The organism is Methylobacterium sp. TK31 (assembly GCF_055361545.1).
This window is the reverse complement of sequence record NZ_CM143964.1, coordinates 4,538,260-4,561,088: the sequence shown is the minus strand read 5'-3', so window position 1 is coordinate 4,561,088 and position 22,829 is coordinate 4,538,260. Positions and strand designations below refer to the sequence as shown.

General features: G+C 65.0%; 16 protein-coding genes, 2 tRNA genes and 3 pseudogenes. 8 read left to right on the top strand and 13 right to left on the bottom strand.

The genetic code is table 11. From position 1 onward, the window contains the following. The first annotated feature begins 2 nt into the window (after nucleotides 1-2). The 5 genes and pseudogenes from ACXJY8_RS21235 to ACXJY8_RS21215 form a co-directional block, all read left to right on the top strand. Nucleotides 3-1,354 (top strand): IS3 family transposase gene (locus ACXJY8_RS21235; RefSeq protein WP_463773284.1). Its coding sequence is split into 2 segments (ribosomal slippage): nucleotides 3-339 and nucleotides 339-1,354, totalling 1,353 coding nucleotides; the frame shifts between segments, so codons are not numbered across the junction. A 43-nt stretch (nucleotides 1,355-1,397) separates the two neighbouring features. Beyond that, nucleotides 1,398-1,958, top strand: a complete 561-nt coding sequence (locus ACXJY8_RS21230; RefSeq protein ID WP_463780875.1) for a TolC family protein — start codon at nucleotides 1,398-1,400, stop codon at nucleotides 1,956-1,958. A gap of 414 nt (nucleotides 1,959-2,372) precedes the next feature. After that, nucleotides 2,373-2,989 (top strand): annotated as a pseudogene (locus ACXJY8_RS21225) (thioredoxin domain-containing protein). 371 nt (nucleotides 2,990-3,360) lie between these two features. Then, nucleotides 3,361-3,789, top strand: a complete 429-nt coding sequence (locus tag ACXJY8_RS21220) for a hypothetical protein (protein WP_463773337.1) — start codon at nucleotides 3,361-3,363, stop codon at nucleotides 3,787-3,789. A 126-nt stretch (nucleotides 3,790-3,915) separates the two neighbouring features. After that, nucleotides 3,916-4,059 (top strand): annotated as a pseudogene (locus tag ACXJY8_RS21215) (helix-turn-helix domain-containing protein); the annotation flags it as partial. 82 nt (nucleotides 4,060-4,141) lie between these two features. Here the strand turns inward: ACXJY8_RS21215 and ACXJY8_RS21210 are convergent. Continuing rightward, nucleotides 4,142-5,245, bottom strand: a pseudogene (locus ACXJY8_RS21210) (IS3 family transposase). A gap of 220 nt (nucleotides 5,246-5,465) precedes the next feature. Then, entirely contained in the window at nucleotides 5,466-6,728 is a 1,263-nt protein-coding gene (locus tag ACXJY8_RS21205) for a polysaccharide biosynthesis/export family protein (RefSeq protein ID WP_463773334.1), read from the bottom strand. Between the two features lie 553 nt (nucleotides 6,729-7,281). Here ACXJY8_RS21205 and ACXJY8_RS21200 point away from each other — a divergent pair. Continuing rightward, nucleotides 7,282-7,992 (top strand): SGNH/GDSL hydrolase family protein, encoded by a 711-nt coding sequence (locus ACXJY8_RS21200; protein ID WP_463773330.1) that lies wholly within the window; start codon nucleotides 7,282-7,284, stop codon nucleotides 7,990-7,992. On the opposite strand, the gene ACXJY8_RS21195 is transcribed toward ACXJY8_RS21200, so the two are convergent. The 3 genes from ACXJY8_RS21195 to ACXJY8_RS21185 form a co-directional block, all read right to left on the bottom strand. After that, entirely contained in the window at nucleotides 7,969-9,096 is a 1,128-nt protein-coding gene (locus ACXJY8_RS21195; RefSeq protein WP_463773325.1) for an acyltransferase family protein, read from the bottom strand. The two genes, ACXJY8_RS21200 and ACXJY8_RS21195, sit on opposite strands and share 24 nt — an antisense overlap. Before the next feature lie 118 nt (nucleotides 9,097-9,214). Further along, a complete protein-coding gene (locus tag ACXJY8_RS21190) occupies nucleotides 9,215-10,561 on the bottom strand; it encodes an O-antigen ligase family protein (protein WP_463773323.1) in 1,347 nt (448 codons plus the stop codon). A 25-nt stretch (nucleotides 10,562-10,586) separates the two neighbouring features. Beyond that, complete coding sequence (locus ACXJY8_RS21185; protein ID WP_463773320.1) at nucleotides 10,587-12,113, bottom strand: GumC family protein; 1,527 nt, start codon at nucleotides 12,111-12,113, stop codon at nucleotides 10,587-10,589. 538 nt (nucleotides 12,114-12,651) lie between these two features. Between ACXJY8_RS21185 and ACXJY8_RS21180 the strand changes: the two genes are divergently transcribed. Further along, entirely contained in the window at nucleotides 12,652-14,742 is a 2,091-nt protein-coding gene (locus ACXJY8_RS21180; protein WP_463773316.1) for a right-handed parallel beta-helix repeat-containing protein, read from the top strand. 132 nt (nucleotides 14,743-14,874) lie between these two features. Here ACXJY8_RS21180 and ACXJY8_RS21175 read toward each other — a convergent pair. The 5 genes from ACXJY8_RS21175 to ACXJY8_RS21155 form a co-directional block, all read right to left on the bottom strand. Beyond that, nucleotides 14,875-14,949 (bottom strand) — tRNA-Thr (locus ACXJY8_RS21175). Nucleotides 14,950-15,108: 159 nt separating this feature from the next. After that, nucleotides 15,109-15,567, bottom strand: coding sequence for an NUDIX hydrolase (locus ACXJY8_RS21170; RefSeq protein WP_463773312.1), 459 nt, complete (start codon nucleotides 15,565-15,567; stop codon nucleotides 15,109-15,111). After that, on the bottom strand, nucleotides 15,564-15,767 hold the full coding sequence (locus ACXJY8_RS21165) for a hypothetical protein (RefSeq protein ID WP_463773308.1): 204 nt from the start codon (nucleotides 15,765-15,767) through the stop codon (nucleotides 15,564-15,566). Before ACXJY8_RS21165 ends, ACXJY8_RS21170 begins: the two co-directional genes overlap by 4 nt. 182 nt (nucleotides 15,768-15,949) lie before the next feature. After that, nucleotides 15,950-16,417: a MarR family winged helix-turn-helix transcriptional regulator gene (locus ACXJY8_RS21160; protein WP_463773304.1), complete on the bottom strand. Its 468-nt coding sequence runs from the start codon at nucleotides 16,415-16,417 to the stop codon at nucleotides 15,950-15,952. A 210-nt stretch (nucleotides 16,418-16,627) separates the two neighbouring features. After that, nucleotides 16,628-17,683, bottom strand: a complete 1,056-nt coding sequence (locus ACXJY8_RS21155; protein ID WP_463773301.1) for an HD-GYP domain-containing protein — start codon at nucleotides 17,681-17,683, stop codon at nucleotides 16,628-16,630. Between the two features lie 263 nt (nucleotides 17,684-17,946). On the opposite strand from ACXJY8_RS21155, the gene ACXJY8_RS21150 reads away from it, so the two are divergent. Continuing rightward, nucleotides 17,947-18,036, top strand: a tRNA-Ser gene (locus ACXJY8_RS21150). A 177-nt stretch (nucleotides 18,037-18,213) separates the two neighbouring features. Here the strand turns inward: ACXJY8_RS21150 and ACXJY8_RS21145 are convergent. From ACXJY8_RS21145 to ACXJY8_RS21135, 3 genes are all read right to left on the bottom strand, one after another. After that, entirely contained in the window at nucleotides 18,214-18,672 is a 459-nt protein-coding gene (locus ACXJY8_RS21145) for a hypothetical protein (protein WP_463773297.1), read from the bottom strand. A gap of 215 nt (nucleotides 18,673-18,887) precedes the next feature. Next, a protein-coding gene (locus tag ACXJY8_RS21140) for an IS3 family transposase (protein ID WP_463773292.1) occupies nucleotides 18,888-20,239 on the bottom strand; the annotation gives its coding sequence in 2 pieces (ribosomal slippage) (nucleotides 18,888-19,903 and nucleotides 19,903-20,239; 1,353 coding nt in all). A 9-nt stretch (nucleotides 20,240-20,248) separates the two neighbouring features. Then, a complete protein-coding gene (locus ACXJY8_RS21135; RefSeq protein ID WP_463773288.1) occupies nucleotides 20,249-22,666 on the bottom strand; it encodes a tandem-95 repeat protein in 2,418 nt (805 codons plus the stop codon). Between the last annotated feature and the right edge of the window lie 163 nt (nucleotides 22,667-22,829).

Sequence of the window (22,829 nt, the reverse complement as noted above, 5' to 3'; positions counted from 1 at the left end):
AGATGAAGCAGACATCCGGACCGGCCAAGAAGCCGGCAGAAGCGGTGATCAAGGACATCCGTCGGGCCACACGTCGGCAGTTCTCGTCCGAGGAGAAGATCCGTGTGGTGCTGGAAGGCTTGCGGGGCGAGGACAGCATCGCCGAGTTATGCCGACGTGAGGGGATCGCCGCCTCGATGTACTACGGCTGGTCCAAGGAGTTCCTGGAGGCTGGCAAGAAGCGCCTGTCCGGCGACACGTCTCGTGCGGCCACTACGGATGAGGTGCGGGACCTCCGTCGCGAGACGGGGGCGCTGAAGGAGGTCGTAGCTGATCTCGTCCTGGAGAACCGTCTGCTCAAAAAAAGCATGAGCGGGGCTGGGGGCGACGAGGCATGAGGTACCCGGCCCCCGAGAAGCTGGAGATCATCCGGCTCGTCGAGCAATCCCACCTGCCGGTGCGCGCTACCCTGGACAAGCTCGGCATCACCCGCTCGACGTTCTACCGCTGGTACGACGCCTACCAGCGCGGCGGCCCCGAGGCGTTGAATGACCATCCTTCGCAGCCAAGCCGGGTCTGGAACCGCCTACCTGCGGAGATCCGCGAGCAGATCGTTGCTCTGGCCTTGGAGCAGCCTGAACTCAGCCCGCGTGAACTGGCGGTACGCTTCACCGACGAGCGGCGCTACTTCGTCTCGGAAGCGACCGTCTACCGGCTGCTCAAGTCTCAGGACCTGATCACCAGCCCGGCCTATATCGTCATCAAGGCCGCCGACGAGTTCCGCGATAAGACCACCGCGCCCAACCAGCTTTGGCAGACGGACTTCACCTACCTGAAGGTCGTTGGCTGGGGCTGGTACTACCTGTCGACGGTCCTGGACGACTTCTCACGCTACATCGTCGCCTGGAAGCTGTGCACGACGATGCAGGCCAGCGACGTCACCGCCACGCTCGACCTGGCGCTGGGTGCGGCTGGGCTCGATCAGGCGCGGGTGATGCCGCGGCCACGCCTGCTCTCCGACAATGGGCCGAGCTACGTCGCCAGCGACCTAGCTGACTGGCTCGGCATTCGGGCCATGACCCACATCCGCGGCGCGCCATGCCATCCTCAAACGCAGGGCAAGATCGAGCGTTGGCACCAGACGCTCAAGAACCGCATCCTGCTTGAACACGCCTACTTGCCCGGCGAGCTGGAGACGCAGGTTGCCAACTTCGTCGAACACTACAACCATGCCCGAGCCCATGAGAGCCTGAGCAACCTCACGCCCGCCGACGTCTACTTCGGACGCGGTGAAGGGATCCTGGCCGAGCGGGAACGCATCAAGCGCCAGACCTTCATGGATCGCCGCTTGCGCCACCACGCGCACGCTGCCTAACCTCTCACCCCAGATGGACCAGAGCCTCCGCTCCTGAACACCGCTGAATGTCCCAAATCATCTGACGACGGACACCCAGCTCCACGCTGCCTCGGCCGAGATCGGGGTCGCGACCGCGAACCTTCTGCCCCGCGTCACCGTGAACGCCAACCTGAACGAGAGCGCGGTCACCCTCGCGGCGCTGGCGGCGTCGAGCAGCTGGGGGGCCGGGCTCGCTCTCGCGCAGCCGCTCTTCGATGGCGGCGCCCTGGCGACACGGCGGCAGGGCGCCGTCGAGGGCCGCGAGGCGGCGGCGGCGGCATACCGATCGACGGTTCTGGCAGCGCTCCAGAACGTCGCGGATGTCCTGACGGCTCTTGAAGCCGATGCCAAGATCCTGACCACGGCGACGCAGGCGGAGGCGCTTGCCCGGCAAGCCCTCGCCGCCTCGCAGGTGCGGTACAGGGCCGGCGCTCTCACCTATGGCGACCTGCTTCTGAACCAGACACGCTATGCCGCCACGACCCTGACGCGCCTAGCCGCTCAGAGCCAGCGCCTCGTCGATACCGCTGCGCTACAGCAGGCGCTGGGCGGGGGTCGTGAAGTGCCGGATTCGAAACCGTGACGGCGCAACTATAAAATAATATATTATAAAATATATCCTTCGATACTCATTGATAAATTTGACAATTAGTTTGAATTTTATTGTCGCTCGTTTAATAATTAATACTAGCGATGTAGCTTTGGTGCCCATGATCATCGTCGGTTTGGCGGCGAGCGGTGCATCCGACGCCGCTCAGATCAACCAGACACCAATTCATAGAAATTCATTCCTGGAAAAATTCGAAGACATACAAGCAGTATGCTAGCAGTTCTTGTGGGGGGACCGTGCTGTACGCTGATGACTGTGCCGAACATCCCATTTGCCTCAACGCAAGATGCACTGATGATCCGGACGTCGGTACCCAGATCTGCTCGGGAACCCCGTCGAGGAACGGCACCAACAAGCAGTTTAGCGAAGCCGGCCATTGAGGCGCACATGGACACCCGACGGACCGTCGTCAAAGATATGGGCCTTGCTGCTCTGACAGTGGGTGCCACCGCGTCGGACATCGAACCCGCGTATGCCTTGAGCACGGAGCGGACAGATCGCCTTCAGCCCGGACCGCTCGGCGATATCTGGCTCGGATCTCCGACAGCCAAGGTCACGATCATCGAATATGCGTCGCTGACCTGTCCCCATTGTGCCGCCTTCCACAGGGACACGTGGCCTGTCCTGAAGGAACGCTACGTCGACACCGGCAAGGTGCGCTTCACGATGCGGGAATTCCCGCTCGATCTGATCGCGACCGCCGCCTTCATGATGGCGCGTTGCGATGACGGAGCACGGTACTACCAGGTCATTGACCTGTTGCTCGATCAGCAGCCGGCCTGGGCGTTCGTGAGAAAGCCGAACTTGCCCGTCGAGGCCATGGCGCAGACGCTGCACCAAATTGGCTTCACGAAAGAGAAATTCAATCTCTGTCTGAGAGACGGAGATAAATATACTGGGATCAACGCCACCAAGAACAGGGCAGGGACCTGTTCAAGTTCGAGCCGACACCAGCATTTTTTATTAATGGTGATCGTTATATTGAAATAATAACAGTAGTTTAATTTGAAGTAATTATAGATAATAATTTGTAAACATTTTGATAATTTTTATTGATCTATAAATTAGATTGCAATGGGCCTGATTACTAAGAAACATCGAATATCATGGACGCTACATGAGAAATACAGCTATATCTTTTATGCTTACGGTTTTGTATGTACTGGTAACACTCTCGTCATCAACTGCGTTTGCGGCTAGCTAAGGCGGAAGGGGCGGGGGTGGTATAGTAATTCCCATGTATATATTTCGTTCATTTACGGAAGACGAATGCGCTTATTTATGTACTGGCGGAGTATCAACTTACCGATCTGCTCTCGAAAACGGTCGATATAAATGTCAAGGCTTCGTGCAGCAATGGTAGGAGTGGGATCAAATGTCTGCCCGGAAACTAACAAACAATCCGGAAATATTCATCACAGAGGCAGCCCTCGACCACACGCGCCGTTTTATAAGCACGGGAGATTCAAGCAAGGAACGAAGATATATAGCTGTCATAGAATGGTGCGAAAGATCAAGATATTTGAGTAATGAATTTACTAGCGATCTGATCGAGCTCAAGCAACAGCTTACAGAAAAAGCACTCGCAGTCGAATTAAAAAGGAGAGCTGACGCGCACGCGAAGCCATTGCCGCCTCATATTTCGCTCGGAGCAGTCGAGGTCTGGAAATGCCCTAAGGATGATATTATTACCATTCTTGGATCTGATATCTGTATAAGAAAAGGTACATTCCGGGAAGCCTTAATCAATGGTAATGTGATAGATCTGTCAGAGGAAACCAAGCTTGTGTTGAGAAAATTTTAGTATTTATTTGAAAAAAGAGATTGTCGCACAGAATACTGGCTATTCGATCCATCTTAGGAATTATACTAGATGTTTGATCCCAGGCTTCGATGGTGCAGACTTTTCACGAGCGTGGAAGGAAGCGCTATGGGCCAGGTTCACCATGTAGGCGCCACGACGACAGCGGCAGTCCGTCGAGCGATACAGTATAGTCAAGAGAGCCTGAGGGTGCTGGCCAAGCGCTACGGGATCAACCCGAAGACCGTGGCGAAGTGGAAGAAGCGGACTTCAATGTGATCGGCCCCCACGCGGTGGTCCAACGGTGAAGTTAGTGCGCGGTAGGCTGGAGTTGACCCCGTTTGTGGTCCACGGCCTATGCAAGTTCTCGGGCTGTGATAGCTTGATTGGCGAAGGCTCGGGGCGTCAAGCCGCCCAGGGCCGTGTGGGGTCGATCTTCGTTGTCGTGGCACCTCCAGTCCTCGATGCGCTCACGGGCATCGGCCAGCGACAGGAACCACGAGGCGTTCAGGCATTCCGCTCGTAGACGGCCGTTGAACCACTCGATGTAAGCGTTGTCGGTCGGCTTGCCCGGTCGGGAGAAGTCGATCTCGACCCCGTTCAGGTAAGCCCACTGGTCGAGCATGCGCCCGGCGAACTCCGGTCCATTGTCGACCCGCAGGCTCTTGGGCCGCCCCCTCAGCCGGACCAAGGCATCGAGTGCCTCGGTCACCTGGAAGGCGCGGAAGTTGGCTCTCGGCGTGAGTGAGAGCGCCTCTCGCGTGTGGCAATCGACGACCGTCAGGATCCGGAACGGACGACCGTCGAAGAGGCGGTCGGACATGAAGTCCATGGCCCAGACCTCGTTGGGTCCACCGATCGCCGGTCGTCCCTGGCGATACCGCCACGCCCGCTTGCGTTTGGGCAGCTTGGAGCGGATCGACAGGCCCTCATCCCGGTAGATCCGGTAGGTGCGCTTGTGGTTCACCTTCCAGCCCTCCCGTCGCAGCAGGATGTGCAGCCGCCGATAGCCGTAGCGGACCCGTGCGGCAGCCAGCTCCTTCAGTCGCATCCGCAGCGCGACCTGCGGATCGGAGCGCTTGGTATAGCGCTGGGACGAGCGGCCGAAGCCGGTGGCCAGACAGGCCCGACGCTCACTGATGTCGTAGGCCACCTGCAGGTGACCAGCGACTTCACGGCGAACGGCGGGCCTCACCACTGATCCTTGAGCACGTCCTGCAGCATCGAGCGGTCCAGCGTCAGGTCTGCGACCAACCGCTTGAGCTTGCTGTTCTCGTCCTCCAGCTGCTTCAACCGCCGGATCTCAGGCACGCCCATGCCGACGAACTGCTTCTTCCAACGGTAAAACGTCGGCTCGGATACACCCATCTTCCGGCAGACCTCGTCCACCGTCGCACCGTTCTGAAGCCTGCCGCAGGGCAAAGGCGATCTGTTCGTTCGTGAAGCGCTTGCGAGGCATGGCATCCTCCCTCCTTCAGGGTTCAGGATGCCCGGAAAACTTGCGCTCAGCGCGGACCAGTTTGCTGGGTCAGGGTCAGTCCGCCACCGTCACCCAGCCTGTCCGCCGTGCGGCAGGCCATCGTCGGCCGGCTGTTCGCCAGCCTCGTCCCGCCCGCCCTGTGCCCCCACTGCCGAAAGCGCTTCAGGCTACCCCCTGATATCAAAGTGCCCGGGTAGTGCTAGTTTGCCATCGGGGTCGTGTTGGCGGTCAGGGTCATCTTCACCTCCACCACGTCGCCCGGCTCTAGAGCGGTGTCCGACTCGGCCTGGATCACCTTCGCGGCGCCGGAGACCTGACGCACGACGGAAATCTGCGGGGAATTCACCCCCGATCCGAGCAGCTGTGAGCGAAGGGCGCTCGTGTAGACGAGCTTCTCGGTCAGGGCGCTGATCCGGGACTGGCTCTTCGAAATCGTGTCGTTGGTTTCCTTGAGGTCCTTCAGGAGCTGCTCGGACCGCTCGCTGATGAGCTTCTGCAGTGCCTGTTGCGCATCGCTGCGCACTCTCCGGTCCACCTCGATCTGGGATCCGACCTGCAGCGACCGCGTCGCGGACAGCAGGGCGAGGCGGCGCGCATCTGCGACGCGCGTAGCCGGCAGCGTCCCCTTGGAGAACAGGTCGGCGATCCGGGCGGCTTCGGAGCTGTCGAGCTTGGCGTTCTCGTCCTCGTTCTTCTTCTGCTTGTCCAGCGCGTCGAGACCGTCGTTGAGCAGCGAGATCTTACGCTCGAGGGCGGCGCGCTCGGAGTTGAAGGCCTCGAGGCCGGCCCGCAATTGGTCGGTCTCGGACTTGGCGGCTTGGTCGCGCAGGCCCTTGGCGAGGGGCGAGCGCAGAGCGAAAGGTTGGGCGGGCTCCTTGGATCGATCCAAGAGCTTCTGCAGGAAGTCCCGGCGCGCGTAGGCGTGCTCGATGTCCATCCACTTGGTCCGGAGTTCATCCTCCAGGTCGACGTTCGTCATCACCGGATTCTCGACCCGAAGCCTGACGACGTCGTAGCCCCCGGCCAGTGAGATCGACTGACGCACGGTCATGCCGGGCCGGAATTTCTGTTCCCCCGGGCGGCTCACGTCTCCGTTCACATAGATGGGAACGTAATCGGAGATCGAGAGCGTGATCTCCTGGGGGTCGATGATCGTGATCTGGTCCCGTCCCTCGGGCGTCCGCAGGTTCAGCGACTTCTTGGGCAGTTCGCGCCGAAGGTAGGTGAGGATTTCTCCCAGGGTTTTTCCCTTGGCGTCGATCGGGCCGACGAGGGGAAGCGTCACCCGGCCGTCCGTATCGACGGTCGACGTCCGCTGGAGGGACACGCCCGCGACCGAGAAGTCGAGCGTATCACCGATGTGGAGGCGATACTCGTCCGCCTGGACCGGTGATCGCAGGAACACGGCGGCCGAAATACATAGGATAAAAATCCAGCATTTCATCGAAATCTCTCTGTTCATGCGCCGTCGTCTGACCTTGGATACATGCCTGCCCAGCCTGAATGGTGAGGTGCCGCGATCGTTCGAACGCGAATCCCAACACCAATCGGAACGATATTTACAAAATACAGATTCGATCTGTCTTATTTTTCATGGTCGGTGATCGACCAATTGTGCGTCCCTGGATTCGGTTGCTTGGAATATCACTTCGGAGCCGCGGCGGTCATATCGCCCGGAGCATCTAAACCCTACGCACGCTCACATGTAACTCCGTGCACATCAAGGTACCGAAGTGCCATGGTCGAGAGGACAGGACTGGGCCAGCGGGGGGCTCGGCGGTCCTCTGCCCCGTACCGATCCCCGCCCAGGCGTCACGGGCCAGTCCGGGCACGCCGTCCCGTGACCCGCGAAGTCGATGTCATGAGCCTCCTCGCGCCCCTTCGGCATAGCGGGCGTTAGGGGCGAAGCGTGCTCGATCCCCGCGAGACGAACCCGTCGATCGAACATAAGGTTCGGGCGGTCCGTCACTCCTGCGTGTGGTTCCCCGCAGACCTTTTCCGAGACATTCGTCGACATGATTCTCGAGCCCGCGCCTCCCTGTCCCATCGCTCGAATGCCGGATCGCCGTGCGTTCGGGCTCGGCTTGTTCGCGGCTTGCTGGGCGATACGAACGCAGGCGGCGGTCTCCCCTGCGATCGTCGCCTGGGGCGACAGCCTCACCTACGGCACCGGCGCCCGCACGGTGGCGGCACGCTATCCGGTCGTTCTGGGGCGGCTCTTCACACCGATGCGCAGCGTCCGCAATGCGGGCGTGGGCGGGGAATCGAGTTCGGAGATCGCCGCTCGCATGCTGGCCGACACGCGGTCCCACGATGCGGTGACGATCATCTGGGCCGGCCGCAACAACTACGAAGACGTCCGGCGGGTACGGGCGGACGTCAAAGCCATGGTGGACGCCGTCAGGAGCAAGCGTGTCCTCGTCCTGTCGATCCTGAATGCCGACACGTCCGAAGAGCGGCGGGGCGAGTCCGGTTACCGCACCATCGTGGATCTCAACGACGCCCTCCGGGCCGCCCACGGCCCGTCCTACGTCGATATCCGCTCCCGGCTCATCGATTCCGGCCTGGCGCTGGCCCGGATCGCGCCGACGGGGCCCGATCGTGCGGATCTGGCTCGGGACGTGCCGCCGCGCTCGCTGCGCGAGGATCACATTCACCTCAACGACGCCGGCCAGGCCGTCGTCGCGCGGGTGGTGCATGACTCACTGGTCGCGCGCGGCTGGTAGGGCCGGTGGCAGCGGGGAGAGGGCTCCCCCGGGTTCATCGCGGGTGTCGAGCCGCCGCCGCAGGCGTGCGAACGGGCGCTCGACGAAGCGGTGCATCAGCGCAGCATAGGTCAGCGTCAGGCCGAGGGCGACGACGATCTGCAGGAAATCGGAGCCGATGTAGCCCGTGACGGCTTCGATCATCACCGCGTGCACGAGATAGATGGTGTAGGAGTAGAGGCCGATCCGCCGTAGGAGCGGTCCCGACAGGTGGCGCGCCAGCCGGCCGCAGAGGCTGGCGTCCGCGGGCCGCAGGATCGCCGCGAACAGGACGAACAGGGCACCGCCCTGGATGGTGTAGCGCAGGGTCTGCCGGAACGTCTCGTCGCGCAGCAGGATCGTTCCGCAGAGCACGCCGAACGCCAGGGCCGCCTGGAAATCACCGGGCCGGTAGGCCTTGGCTCCGTCGATCAGGGGATTGCGCCAGAGGGCGAGACAGCACCCGAAGAGAATCGAATCGATACGGGTATGCGTCCAAATGTAGGTGTCGCTCGCATCCGTCAGCAGCCGGACCGCGGCGATCCGCAAGCCGAGCACCACGAGGCAGACCGCGAGGCAGGCAAGCGCGAGCCGGGGGGGCGAAGCGCGTCCGACGAGGAAGACGAGGGGGAAGAGCAGATAGAAATGCTCTTCGACGGCCAAGGACCAGAGCGGCAGCGGCAGCGCGAGGCTGATGTCGCCCCCCAGGGGCCCCACGTAGTTCACCAGGAAGGTCGCCTGGGTCAGGATCACGAAGGGATCGTAGGGGCCTTTGAGGGCGCCCGCTGCGTAGAGGCCCAGCGCGAAGAGCAGGGTCAGGTAGAGAGGCGGAAAAATCCGGAAGACACGGCGGAGGTAGAAGGCCGGCAGGCTGACGCTTCCGGTCCGTCCGGCCTCGCAACGCAGCAGCGTGGTGATCAGATAACCGCTCAGGAAGAAGAAGATCGTGACCCCGAGGCCCCCCGGTACGATATGCCCGAGGCCTGCATGGGACAGGAAAACGAGCCCGACCGCGAGGGCGCGGATGCCGTCCAGTTGGGGCAGGTAGGGCATGCCGCCGCCCTTCGGATCCGGGTCCGGTCTCATGCCTGCCGTCCGCATCGCCATGGCCGGACGAGCCGCACCGGAGTCGGGGCGCCCGGGGCTTCGAGTGGGCGGAGGAAACCGGGGAACCAGGACAGAAGCCCGGCTTCGGGTGCGGGCCTCATCCTGCGGCGTTCCGCGGTCCCGCGCCGAGCCGGATTGGGCCGAGGGCCGGTCCGGCATAGTGCCGGCCGAGGACGAACAGGCAGTAGAACTGGAAGATCGTCGACATCCGGTTGTGCGCCAGGAACACGAAATTGGTCGCACTGTTCAGGATGAAGACGATGAGGATCGCCGACAGCACCAGTGCGCAGCGCTGATCGAGGCTGGGATGGGCGAAGATGCACGACGAAACGGACAGCAGGAGGACGTACAGGACACCGCCGACGATCCCCAGTCCGACGAGGATGTCGAGGAACGCGTTGTGGAAGTCCGGCGTGAAGAAATACAGTTCGTGCTCCCACACGCGCCAGGCCCCCGAGAACGGGTCGGTGTTGAAGAAGCTGAGGTAGCCCGCCCCGAACAGCGGGCGTTCCCGGATGGCGTCGAAGGCGTAGGGCCAGAAGGTGCTCCGCCCCGTGAAGTCCGCGCTGCGGCCGAGGGCGAGCGCGAGGTCGCCGATCCCGATGAGGGGCAGTGTCAGGGCCAGCACGATCGCGAAGACCGTCGCCACCGCGAAGACGGGGATGCTGAGGCGCGGCAGCAGCCTGGCGGCGAGCAATGCCGCTCCGGCGACGATCGCTCCGGCGACCGACCCCATCGAGTTGGCCAGGATCAGGCCGAGCGTGAGCAGGGCAATGGCCGGCCAGCGCCGGCCGCGCCCGCTGGCATCGGGCAGGAACAGCAGGATCAGGATGGCGATGGAGGCCGAGATGCCGTGGACGGTCTTGTTCGCATAGGCGCCGAACAATTCACCGGCCATGAGCAGACCCGGGCGGGTGACGTCTGTCCGGACTCCGTCGGGATCGAGCACCAGCATGACGAGGGAGATCCCCACCAGCGCGACGTTCGTCCAGGCGAAGAGGCGCAGGAACCGCGCCGGGTGAACCGCCGCCGCGAGCGCTCCCGCGATGACCATGTTCAGGACGAGCATGCCGGCCGGCACCAGCGACGCCCATGGATCCGCGGACCATGTCGACGAGAGCAGGATGTAGCCGGCCAGCGGCGCCAGGGCGATGAGGCAGAGATCGAGCCCGTTGCGCAGCGAATCGCGGAAGATCACCCATCCGGAGAGGGCATAGAGCCCGAGCCAGAGGCCGACATAGATCAGATTGCCGCGGTTCGAAGGGACGTGCGACTTGTCGTTCCCGAAGCTTTCGCCGCCACCGGCGAAGACCGAGTAGAACGCGTTCACGCTCATCAGCACCGCGAACACCACGAAGAGCGTGTTCCACAGATCGCGGGTCCGCTCCGCCGGCGCCCGCGTCGGCGCGCCCGGTGCCGCGGCCGAGAGGAATGGCGGGATCATTCTGGGTCTCCCCGGCGGCGCAGCGTCACGGACCCCGGCCCTGAACCTCACCCGGGCCGGCGGGCCGGCGGAGCGGTGGCGCCGCGGCCTGCAGGCGCCGCGCGGCCGGATCGGTTCCGGGCCGGGTCTCGCCGCGCAGGAGTCCGAGGACGAGCGTCGCCATCAGCCCGGCGGCCAGCCCGATCAGGGTTCCAAGGCCGATCACGATGGTCTTGCTCAGGTTCGCCGGACCCGTCGGCGGGATGGCGGAGCTGATCGGCCGGATGTTGCTGACGTCGACCCGCGTCTGCTCGGCAAGCTCGCGTGAACGGACGAGGAACTGCGTGAACAGCGTGCGTCGTGCCTCGGCCTCCCGCACCAGGTCCTGGAGCTGGCTGAGGGCCCGGCTGTCGGTGAACGAGGCTTGCGATAGGTTCGTCACCGCCTTGCGCAGACTTTCCTCGACCTGCTTCGCCCGCTGGTAATTCGCCCGCGCGGCATCGACGATCCGGCGCAGCTCCTGGTCGAGCTGCTCCTGCAGCTCGGTGATTTCCTGGTTCAACGAGGTGAGCTCCGGGTGGCGAAGGCCCAGGAGGTTGGCGAGGTTGGCCCGCCGTCGCTTGGCCTCCGCGATCTGGCCGCGGAACTGCGTCACCGTCTGGGACTGCATCGCCTCCGGCGAGCCGCCGAGCTTGTCACCCGGTGCCGTCACCTGTTCCAGGCGCGCGCGCGCTTCGGCGGCACGCGACTGAGCGGCCACGAGTTGCTCGTTGAGGTCGCGCAGGCGCCGGTCACGGGTGAGCACGCCGTCGGCCCGGACCAGATCGTTGCGGACCTTGAAGGCCTCGACCCGGTCCTCGGCCTCCCGTGCCGCCGCGCGCAGCTCGGCGAGCCGGCCGTCGAGCGAGACGCCCGAGCGACGCGCCAGCTCGGCCCGCGTCTTGTTCGCCTGCTCGATGTAGATGGCCACCAGTTCGTTGGCGATCCGGGCCGATTTCTCGGCCTCGCGGCTCGCCACGGTGACTTCGACCACGAAGCTTCGCTCGGCGCGGCGCACGGCGATCTTGCGGTCCAGGGCCTGCAGCGCGGCGATGCGCGGTGCCGGCTCGCGCGTCGTGGGCGGGGTCCGGAACAGGTCGAGGACGGTGCTCTTCAGCCGGCCCAGGGCCCCCGGCGGATTGCCGACGAATTCAGGATCCTTGTCGAGGCCGAGGCGGGTGATCAGCGCATCGAGGACTTCGCTCGATTTCAGGACCCGCATCTCGTTCTCGACGGTCGCGACCTGACCGTCGGCGTTGTCGGTGCTCGGATTGACCTCCCGCTCGACGACGCGCAGGCCGCGCGGGTCGATGATGACCTGACTGGTCGCGATGTAGCGCGGTTCGGACGAGGCGACGAAGAACACGGCTCCGGCGAAGCCGAGGATCAGCCCGAGTACGACGATCCAGCTCCGGCGCCGGATCAGCGCGACGGCCTGGCTCGCCGTGATGGTGCGCGCACGCCCGGCGGAGTCGCCCTGCCACTCGATCGGATGCAGCGGCACGGGGCCGTGCGCCATCGGGTGGTTCGTCATCTCGAAACCTGCCATCTCACGACAGCACCCCCCTGTGCGTGTGTCCGTGCCACCCTCATCCGATTCCACGCGGGTGTGTCCCGAGTGCTGCAAGGTCGTGGCCATCCGGTCCGTGCCATATCGGGACGGACCCGTGGCCCCTGGGCGCCAACCCCCGAGGCCTCCGCAGATCGGCCTGCCGGAAATCCGCCGTGGCGCAACCCCGGCGGAATACGGGTCAGCCCCCATTTGAGAGCACGACGAACCTTCGAGCCCCGTTAATTCCGCGTCGGAAAAGGATGGGAGTCCCAGCGCGGAACACCTGTCCCGAGTGTTATCCCCGCTAACCTCGTTGACGATTTAAGAGCGCATCGCCCGAAACGGATGCCCGGAGACTTGCATCGGGGCCGAGGCGGGAAAAGCGGCCCAGGTCTCCGCGCCCGGCGATGGCGGCGCGGCACCGGCTTGTGGAGCGGCGCAGGTTCCGGCAACGTCGCCGCGCCAGTCGGGCTCCCGTCCGCTGTCACGCCGTCAGGCGCTCGTCTTCGGTGTTCCCGTCATGCCTGTCCGCGACCCGGCTGCCCGTCGGCTCCGTCGTCTCGCCTCGGCCGATCTTGCGCAGCCGTACAGGGCCGCGGGCGCGTGGATTGCGTCGATCCGGAGCGCCACGGTCGGAATCGGCCTCGTCCTGGCCGCCGCCGTGCCGGTTATCGCGTTACATGTAACTCCGGCCTCGGCCGAGCAGGTGATCCGCGTTCCGCCGCCCGGCCCCGGCCCCGTCTCGGGTCCGGCCGAGGCGCTGGGACGGATCGCAGCGATGCGTGCCCGCCAGCCCGGGCAACCGCTGGCCGTCGAGTTCGCATCGGGGGTCTATCATCTGCCCGCGGCTCTGCGGATCGGATCCGAGCACAGCGGCACGCCGGGTGCGCCGCTGGTGCTTCGCGGGGCCCCGGACGGAAGCACGCACCTCGTCGGGAGCGTCCCGGTCTCGCCCGCGGCCGTACCGGCGGACCTCGCGAACCGACTGCCCGCCATCGCCCGCCGCCATGTCCGGGCCTACCGCCTGCCGGCCGGCGTGATGCCGAACGCGCCCATCAGATCGCCGCGCCTCCTCGGTCCGCCGCCGCCGCCGCTCACGCTTGAGGTCTATGACGAGCGCGGTGCGCTGACTCCGGCGCGCTGGCCGAACGACGGCTTCGCCCGGGTCGAGGCCGGTCCGGGCGGCGATGCCGCTCATTTCCGCCTCGTGGGAGCCCGGCCCGAGCGCTGGCTCGGTGAGACGGATCTATGGGCCGAGGGGTACTGGCGGTGGGACTGGCTGTTCGAGACGATCCCCCTGCGGATCTCGGGCCGGGCGATGCCCCTGCGCCTGGGCACGCGGCCCTATGAGGGGATCCGCGACGGTGCGCGGGCGCGTGTCGTCCATGCCCTGGCGGAACTCGACGAGCCCGGAGAGTGGTGGCGCGACCGTGCGCGCAACCTGCTCCTGGTCTGGCCGCGCGAGGGGACGGGGGCCATCGAAGTGGCCGTCGCCGATACGCTCCTGACCCTCGAGGGGGCCGCCCATGTCCGGATCGAGACCCTGCACCTCGCGCGCAGTCGTGGCGATCTGCTGACGGCCCGCGGGGGGCGCGACGTCGTCGTGCGCAACAGCGCGCTGGCCTGGAGCGGGCTTCGCGCGGCGGTGTTCGAAGACATCGAGGGCGGAGGCCTGGAGGCCTGCAGCATCGCCGATACGGGATTCGGGGCGGTCCGCCTCTCCGGCGGAGACAGGCCGTCCCTCCGGCCGGGCGGGCTCTTCCTGAAGGACAGCCGCATCACCCGCTACGCGCGTCTGTCCCGCACCCAGAGTCCCGCCGTCGAGCTCGACGGCGTGGGGGCGCAGGTCACCGGCAACTACATCCACGACGCCCTCGACTACGCCGTGCACCTGCGGGGCAACGACCACCTCGTGGCCGACAATGAGATCGCCCGCTTGCTCCAGGGCGCGACGGATAGCGGTGCGATCTATGCCGGGCGGGACTGGACCGCCCGCGGATCGACCATCCGGGGCAATTTCCTGCACGACCTCGCGACCGACCCGGGTCACGAGGTGAAAGGCGTCTACCTCGACGACATGGCGAGCGGCTTCGCCGTCACCGGCAATCTCTTTCTGCGGGTGGAGCAGCCGGTCTTCATCGGTGGAGGGCGCGACAATGCCATCACGGGCAACATCTTCGTGGCGTCGAGTCCGGCGGTCCACATCGACGCGCGAGGTCTGGACTGGGCGTCCGGCTCGGTGATGAACCCGACCTCCGAGATCCGGACGGCGCTCGCCGCGATGCCCGTGTCCTCGCCTCTGTGGCGCAGCCGCTACCCGAACCTGGCGGAGATCCTCAAGCGAACGCCGGGGGCAGCTCGGGACAACCGGATCACCGACAACGTGTTCTGGCTGAGCGACCCGTTCCGATACGAGCCTCCGGCCCGCGCGAGCGACCAGACCGTCCAGCGCAACGTCGCTGTGACGCCGGACCATCCGCCGGGCGCGGGTACCGATCCGGCTTCCTTTGCCTCACCTCCCGCCGCGAATGCCCTTCGGCTGGATGTCGGCCGGATGCATCGCTCGACGCTTCCCTCGGCTCCCGTTCCCAGGATCGTGCCACGAGGCTGACGCGCAAGAAGACCGAACAAAATCCGGGGAGGCCGGGGGCGCATGACGGCGCGTGGCCGAATGCATCAGAGACATCGCGCCGCTCGAAGCGGGCACCACCATCCCCAAATCTTCGTCGATCGAAAAGGAGAGTGGTGCTGCTGGACAGGATTGAACTGTCGACCTCCTCATTACCAATGAGGTGCTCTACCACTGAGCTACAGCAGCCAAACGTCCTGGGTTGCGGCGAGGGCCGTGCGAACCGGACGGAGGGGCAATTAGCCGATCATCATGCCCTTGGCAATCGCATCGCAGCGAATTGTCCGGGTTTCTCGCGGGCCGGTGTCCGAATCCCGACGCCGCCGGCAGATCTGCCGCCGAGCGGCGTCAGGCGAGGGCCCCGGCTTCGCGCTTGCAGGCGGCCCGAATGATCGCGGCGAGCCCCGCCTCCGCCACGGCATCTGCCGCCTCCGAGGGCCGGAACCAGCGATCCTCGCGCTGGTGGCGCTCCGGCCAGTGCTTGAGCTGCTTGCGCACTTCGAGGGGGAACACCTTCACCTGGCACAGCACCGCATCGCGGCTCTTCAGGCGCTTTTCGTAGAGGTAGAAGCCGAGCGGGCGCTTGCCGACGGTGCCGAGGAGACCGGCTTCCTCGTAGGCCTCGCGCGCGGCCGCGTCGTAGGGCTTGCGCCCCTTCATGGGCCAGCCCTTCGGAATCACCCAGCGCCGGCTCTCCCGCGAGGTGATGAGCATGACCATGAAACTGCCGTCGGGCATCCGCCGGAACGGCAGAACGCCAACCTGCCGCCGCGGGGCCAGATCCGCTTCGCCCGCATGCGCACTCATCGATCGGAAACGCCCTGAGCCCGGGCAAGTTCGACGCCGGCAAGTTCGACGCCACAAAGTTCGACGGCACAAAGTTCGACGGCACCCAGCGCGACGCCGTTCCGGTTCAACGCAGCGGTCAGGAGGGCGATCCGGCCATCGCTCGCGTCGAAACGGAACGGCGTCGCGAGAGCCAGCTGGACCGATCGATGGGCATCCACGATACGCTCAATCCCGTACAGGTGTGAACGAGGGCTTGTCCGCGGCACGACGCATCGGAAGGCACCGCCTTACCGGGACTATCCCGTCCCAGACAAGCGAAACTTACCCGGCAAAGTTTCAGACTCGCGCAGGGGGCGAGGAGCAGCCCCGGGCGGCGCCCGATCGAGGCCGTCGCAGCGCATCAACCAGCCGCGCTCAGGTTCTCGATCAGGGCGTTCAAGTCGGCGCGCATCGCCTGAACCTCCGGCTCCGACATGTTGAGCTGGCACATCACCGATTCCCGCACAGCGGTCGCCTCCGCGCGCAGGTCCCGTCCATGCGGCGTCAGCGCGATCTCGACCTCGCGCTCGTCAGAGCGACGACGGCTGCGTACGAGGAAGCCCGCCGCCTCCAGGCGCTTCAGCACCGGGGTCAGGGTGCCGGAATCGAGACGCAGGCGCCGTCCGATCTCCGAGACCGTGATGCCGTCGGTTTCCCAGAGCACCAGCAACACGAGGTATTGCGGGTAGGTGAGACCCATGCGCTCCAGCATCGGCCGGTAGGACTTCGTCATCCGATGGGCGGCCGCATAGAGAGCGTAGCAGAGCTGATTGTCGAGCAGCAGCGGATCGACGAGAGGCGTGGTTGTCTCGCGGGGAGCGTCCGTCATGCATGCCATGCCACTGAAATTCCCGAAGCCCGCGACCGCAGCGTCCCAGGATGACGACCAGGAACCCCCTGCGGACAATCGAGGATAGCGGACCTAGAGGGCTCTAGTATATGCCTGTTTCGCCGCAGCGGTAGCAGGATCACGGCGTTCTGCCGGGTGCCGGACCTTCCGGTTCGGCCTGCCTGTACCCAGGCCGGTCTCCGGCCGGCCTCAGGCCGCGACGCTCTCGGGCGGATGCTCCGCGATCAGCACCACGATGTCGGTCCAGCGCGAAACGAAAGCGGCCACGCAGTCCGGATCGAAGTGGGTGCCGGCATGCGTCTCGATGTGCTGGCGCGCCTTCTCCAGGGACCAAGCCTTCTTGTAGACCCGCTCGGAGATGAGGGCATCGAACACGTCGGCCACCGCGATGATCCGGCCCGCCAGGGGAATCTCCGTGCTCCGCAATCCCTGGGGATAGCCCTTGCCGTCCCAGCGCTCGTGGTGGGTCAGGGCGATGTCGGAAGCGAGCTGCAGCAGATGGGACGGGCTGTCGTTGAGCATGCGATAGCCCCGCAGGGCATGCTGCTTCATCTCTTCGCGCTCGGCCTCGGTGAGGGCGCCCGGCTTCATCAGGATGTGGTCCGGGATGCTGATCTTTCCGATGTCGTGCATGGTCGAGGCGAACGCGATGTCGTTCGCCTCTTGCTCCGACAGGCCGAGGCCCTCGGCGATCGCGATGGCGCAGCCGGCGACGCGGGTGAGATGGCCCCCGGCCTGATCGTCGCGGAACTCGGCGGCCAGCATCAGGCGCCGGATGATCTCGCGCTCGCGGGCGGCCGCCTCGACCACGGCCCGCTCGACGGTGCGGGCTGCCAGACGACCCTGCTGCTCGGCGGCCCGGCGGGCGAGGGCGAGTTCGAGCAGGTTGCCGACCCGGATCCTGAGGTCGAAGGCATCGACCGGGTAGGCCATGATATCGGTCGCTCCCGCGGCCGCGGCCTCGCGCCGGACCTGTGCCGCGTCCTCGGCCGCGACCAGCAGGATCGGCGTCCGGGCATGCTCGGTCAGTCCGCGCACGCGCGCGACGAGCGCCAGGACATCCCCGTGCTCCTGCGCGCCCGCCTCGACCAGGATCAGGTCGCAGGCCTGGATGGTCGTGAGGTCCGGCGACGGTCCGACGATCGGTCGGATCACGCAGTCGAGGGTCGACAGGGCCCGAATGAGGTGCAGCGGAGCGGAGCCGGCCAAGATGGCGATCAGGGCAGTGCCGGCGTCCAATGCCATCCCTCGATTCCCAGTTCAGGATTCCGCCCGCCGCCGCCCCGGCACCGACCGGTTCCGATTCCCGCGCTTCGAGCGTCGCACCGGTCCGGTTAAGCAACGCTGAAGGCCCGACGATCCCGAAGGGGCGACTCAGGAGGAGCGGACCAGCAAGACCGGCCCGGTGCAGGTGTCTCCCGTCCCGCGCCACGCTTTCCGCGATCCGCCGCTTGTGAAAGCCGAACCACTCGTGCTAGTGACCGCCCGTCTCATCGAGGCGCCTTCGCGGAGAGGTGGCAGAGCGGTTGAATGCACCGCACTCGAAATGCGGCATGCCTGCAAGGGCATCGGGGGTTCGAATCCCCCCCTCTCCGCCACTAAGCTCTTGTTACTGTTTGCTTTTTGGTTAGGTAGCTGTAGGCGGTGATACGCTAGTACCTGTTTCGTCTGTCACACTTTGTCACAGTGGCAGATATCAAATGGCGACGTTTCGAAAACGCGGCAGTTCCTGGCAGGCACAAGTGCGTCGCGCTGGTCGTGATCCTGTCTCACGCTCATTCCCAACCAAAGATGAAGCCGCGCGTTGGGCCAGGGTGACAGAAGTCGCCATGGATGGTGCTTCCTCGCCTGCGGATGGTCATCAACCCCATGCAATCGCCAACTCCGACGGCCGAACCGTTGCGGACCTGTTGACCCGTTACGAACGAGAAATCACGCCAGCCAAGCGCGGTGCAGAACGGGAACTCCATAAATTTCGAGTGATCCGACGTTATCCTATCAGCGCAATCCCAGCGTCTGCCGTGACCCGCGGTGCACTTGCTTCCTACAGAGACGCACGAATGGCGGTTGTGAAGCCGGCCACGGTAAAGCGCGAACTCGCGATAATCCGGCACTGCCTTGAGATAGCAATGCGCGAATGGGACCTCGGCATAAGCGAAAATCCAGCACGAAGTGTCAGGGTTGTCCAAGCCGATGAATGCCGCCAGCGCCGTCTCTCCCCAGAGGAATTCCATCGCCTAGAGGCAGCCCTAGATGCCGGCAAATGGTTTCTAAAACCAGCCTTCATACTTGCTGTTGAAACAGGGATGAGACGCGGAGAAATACTTAATATATCTGACACTGATCGGTCTAAGTGCGGGACTCTTTTAAAGATTTGTCCGTCGTCAGATGATTTGGGACATTCAGCGGTGTTCAGGAGCGGAGGCTCTGGTCCATCTGGGGTAAGAGGTTAGGCAGCGTGCGCGTGGTGGCGCAAGCGGCGATCCATGAGGGTCTGGCGCTTGATGCGTTCTCGCTCGGCCAGGATCCCTTCGCCGCGTCCGAAGTAGACGTCGGCGGGCGTGAGGTTGCTCAGGCTCTCATGGGCTCGGGCATGGTTGTAGTGTTCGACGAAGTTGGCAACCTGCGTCTCCAGCTCGCCGGGCAAGTAGGCGTGTTCAAGCAGGATGCGGTTCTTGAGCGTCTGGTGCCAACGCTCGATCTTGCCCTGCGTTTGAGGATGGCATGGCGCGCCGCGGATGTGGGTCATGGCCCGAATGCCGAGCCAGTCGGCTAGGTCGCTGGCGACGTAGCTCGGTCCATTGTCGGAGAGCAGGCGTGGCCGCGGCATCACCCGCGCCTGATCGAGCCCAGCCGCACCCAGCGCCAGGTCGAGCGTGGCGGTGACGTCGCTGGCCTGCATCGTCGTGCACAGCTTCCAGGCGACGATGTAGCGTGAGAAGTCGTCCAGGACCGTCGACAGGTAGTACCAGCCCCAGCCAACGACCTTCAGGTAGGTGAAGTCCGTCTGCCAAAGCTGGTTGGGCGCGGTGGTCTTATCGCGGAACTCGTCGGCGGCCTTGATGACGATATAGGCCGGGCTGGTGATCAGGTCCTGAGACTTGAGCAGCCGGTAGACGGTCGCTTCCGAGACGAAGTAGCGCCGCTCGTCGGTGAAGCGTACCGCCAGTTCACGCGGGCTGAGTTCAGGCTGCTCCAAGGCCAGAGCAACGATCTGCTCGCGGATCTCCGCAGGTAGGCGGTTCCAGACCCGGCTTGGCTGCGAAGGATGGTCATTCAACGCCTCGGGGCCGCCGCGCTGGTAGGCGTCGTACCAGCGGTAGAACGTCGAGCGGGTGATGCCGAGCTTGTCCAGGGTAGCGCGCACCGGCAGGTGGGATTGCTCGACGAGCCGGATGATCTCCAGCTTCTCGGGGGCCGGGTACCTCATGCCTCGTCGCCCCCAGCCCCGCTCATGCTTTTTTTGAGCAGACGGTTCTCCAGGACGAGATCAGCTACGACCTCCTTCAGCGCCCCCGTCTCGCGACGGAGGTCCCGCACCTCATCCGTGGTGGCCGCACGAGACGTGTCGCCGGACAGGCGCTTCTTGCCAGCCTCCAGGAACTCCTTGGACCAGCCGTAGTACATCGAGGCGGCGATCCCCTCACGTCGGCATAACTCGGCGATGCTGTCCTCGCCCCGCAAGCCTTCCAGCACCACACGGATCTTCTCCTCGGACGAGAACTGCCGACGTGTGGCCCGACGGATGTCCTTGATCACCGCTTCTGCCGGCTTCTTGGCCGGTCCGGATGTCTGCTTCATCTTCGCTCCTCAGGGGCTACGATGAACCAGCCATCCTCCGTTCGTGAAGACCCTCAATCTGTCCCACAGGTGCTGACGTCGGACAGGAATGACGACCGGGATGTCTTCGTTGGCGCAGATCACGTCGCGATGCGCCACCGGCGGCCCGTCGCCGACATTCTCGAATCTCAGGGTGACCTTGGCGCCGTCGACCGCGCCTTCGTAGTCGGAGACGAGATAGCTGAAGGTCGCCTCGCCCCAGTAATCGGCGTCCGGCGTGAAGATGATGGTGCCGTGGTTGGTGACCTGGATGTCGCCGTGCACGGCGTTGCCGGCGCTCTCAAAGCGCACCGAAAAGCCTTCGGGATCGTAATCGTTCTTCAAGAGTTCGATAATCGGGATCTCGATCGGCGTATCCTCGAAGCCGCGCAGGATCGGCAGGACGTCGTCGCCGTGGCTGTCGTCGCGCGCAATGGGCAGGTCGTTCACGGCCTGGTAGGCGAGCGTCGTCCGCGCCCAGACGCTGGCGCCGTGCCCGTCATCGACCTGGTACTCGAACGACGCGTCGCCGTTGAAGTCCGTGTTGGGCGTGAACAGGACCGTGCCGTTCGCAAGAAGCGTCGCGTAACCGCCACCGCCTTGAACGTTGCGCACGGCGGTGAGGATCATCGTCTCGCCGTCATGCTCGATGTCGTTGGTGAGCAGGCGGTCGGCGCCAATGATGATCGGGTTGTCCTCGCGGATCGGGCCGCCGAAATCGGTGGTCTCGAAGCGATCGTCATGGAGCTCGGGCGGGTCATTCACCGGGGTCACCGTGAAGGTGACGCGACCGGTGGAGGTCGCGCCGCTGGCGTCGGCGACGACGTAGTCGAACCAGGCCGCGCCCCAGAAATAAGCGCGCGGCGCCACGCGGATGAGACCGTCGGCGCCAATCGCCGCCGTCACGTTGGCGTTGGACTGGACGGACTGGACCGCGAGCCGGTCGCCATCGATGTCGGTGTCGTTGACCAGCAGCGTGCGAGGATCAAGGGTGAAGCTCGCGCCTTCGGCGATGGCCTCAGCGGTGTCGTCGCGACCGACCGGCGCGTCGTTGACGGCCGTCACCTGGATCACGACCTTGGCCTCGGCCCGGCCGCCCTCCAGCGTGTTCGCCACGTAGGTGAATTCGGCGCTGCCGTTGAAGTCGGCGGTCGGCGTGAACGAGATATTGCCGTCGCTAGACAGCGAAACGGAGCCGTTCTTGGCGCCGGTGATCTGCCCGACGATCATGCGATCGCCGTCGAGATCGTTGGCGAGCAGGCGCTCGACGCGGATGACGAGCGAGGCATCTTCCGCCACCGTGAAGCCGTTGTCCGGATAGGCAGTGGCGACGGGGCGCACGCGCAGGTCGATCGAGGCGGTCGAGAAGCCGTTCCGGCCATCGGAGACCGTGTAGCTGACCGAAGCCGGCCCATAATAGCCGTCGACCGCGTGGAAGCGGATATTGCCCTGGGCGTCGATAGACGCGACGCCGATATCGCCGGCGTCGACGGCGACGATGGTAAGGGCATCGCCATCCGCGTCGAAGTCGTTGCGCAGGATGTCCGAGGCCTTGATGACGATCTCCACGCCCGTCGTGACGGAGTAGAAGCCGTCGCCCAGAGCGGTGGGCGCCCGGTTGCCGAGAAGCTGGCGAAGGGTGTCCTTGGTCCAGGTCACGCCGTCGACGAAGACGTAGCTCTCGATCCCCTTCGGCCCTGTCGAGAGCGCGTCGAAGATGGTCAGGCTGTCGGTCTTGTTGCCCGTGAAGCCGATGCTGATGGCATCGGACCCGCGATAGAGCTGCTCGACGCGCGCGTCAGTGGAGGCGAGGCCCAGGATCGTGACCCTGTCGGCCCCGTAGCCCCCGGAATCGACGATGGTGTCGGCGCCCGAGCCGCGGCCGAACAGGTAGAGATCGCCGCCTTCTCCTCCCGAGAGCAGGTCGTCGCCGCCGCGCGCCGCGAAGGTGTCGGCGCCGTCGAAGCCGTAGACGGTGTCGCTTTCGGCCGCGTCGATGTCCGACAGCGCGCGAGCGCGCATGGCGTCGCGATCCCAGACTGCGCCGTCGGCAAAGCGCAGCGACAGCGCGCCGCCGCCGTTGTTCGACGGACTCAGGGCCGCGAGCAGGACGAGCCGGTCGCCCGCGCCGGAGAAAGTGATCACGAGATCGTTGCTGTCGGGTCCGGCGCGGACCGCCGAGCGGATGTCGGCGATTGTGTAGTCGGTGAGGCTCACGGCATCCGGCCCGGCTCCCACCGCGTCGATGCGGTCGTCGCCGTCACCGCGTCGATACAGGTAGGTGTCTGCGCCGGATCCGCCGCGCAGCAGGTCGCTGCCCTTGCCGCCCGTCAGCGTGTCGGCACCGTCGGTTCCGATGACGATGTCGGCACCGTCGGTGGAGAGCCCGGCGAGGATCGCCAGACGCATGTCCGCAACGGAAAACAGCGTTCCGTCGGCCAGGGCAACGGTCTCAATGCCCACCGAGCCCGAGCCGAGCGCGTGAACGATGACTGTCCGACGTCAGCACCTATGGGACAGATTGAGGGTCTTCACGAACGGAGGATGGCTGGTTCATCGTAGCCCCTGAGGA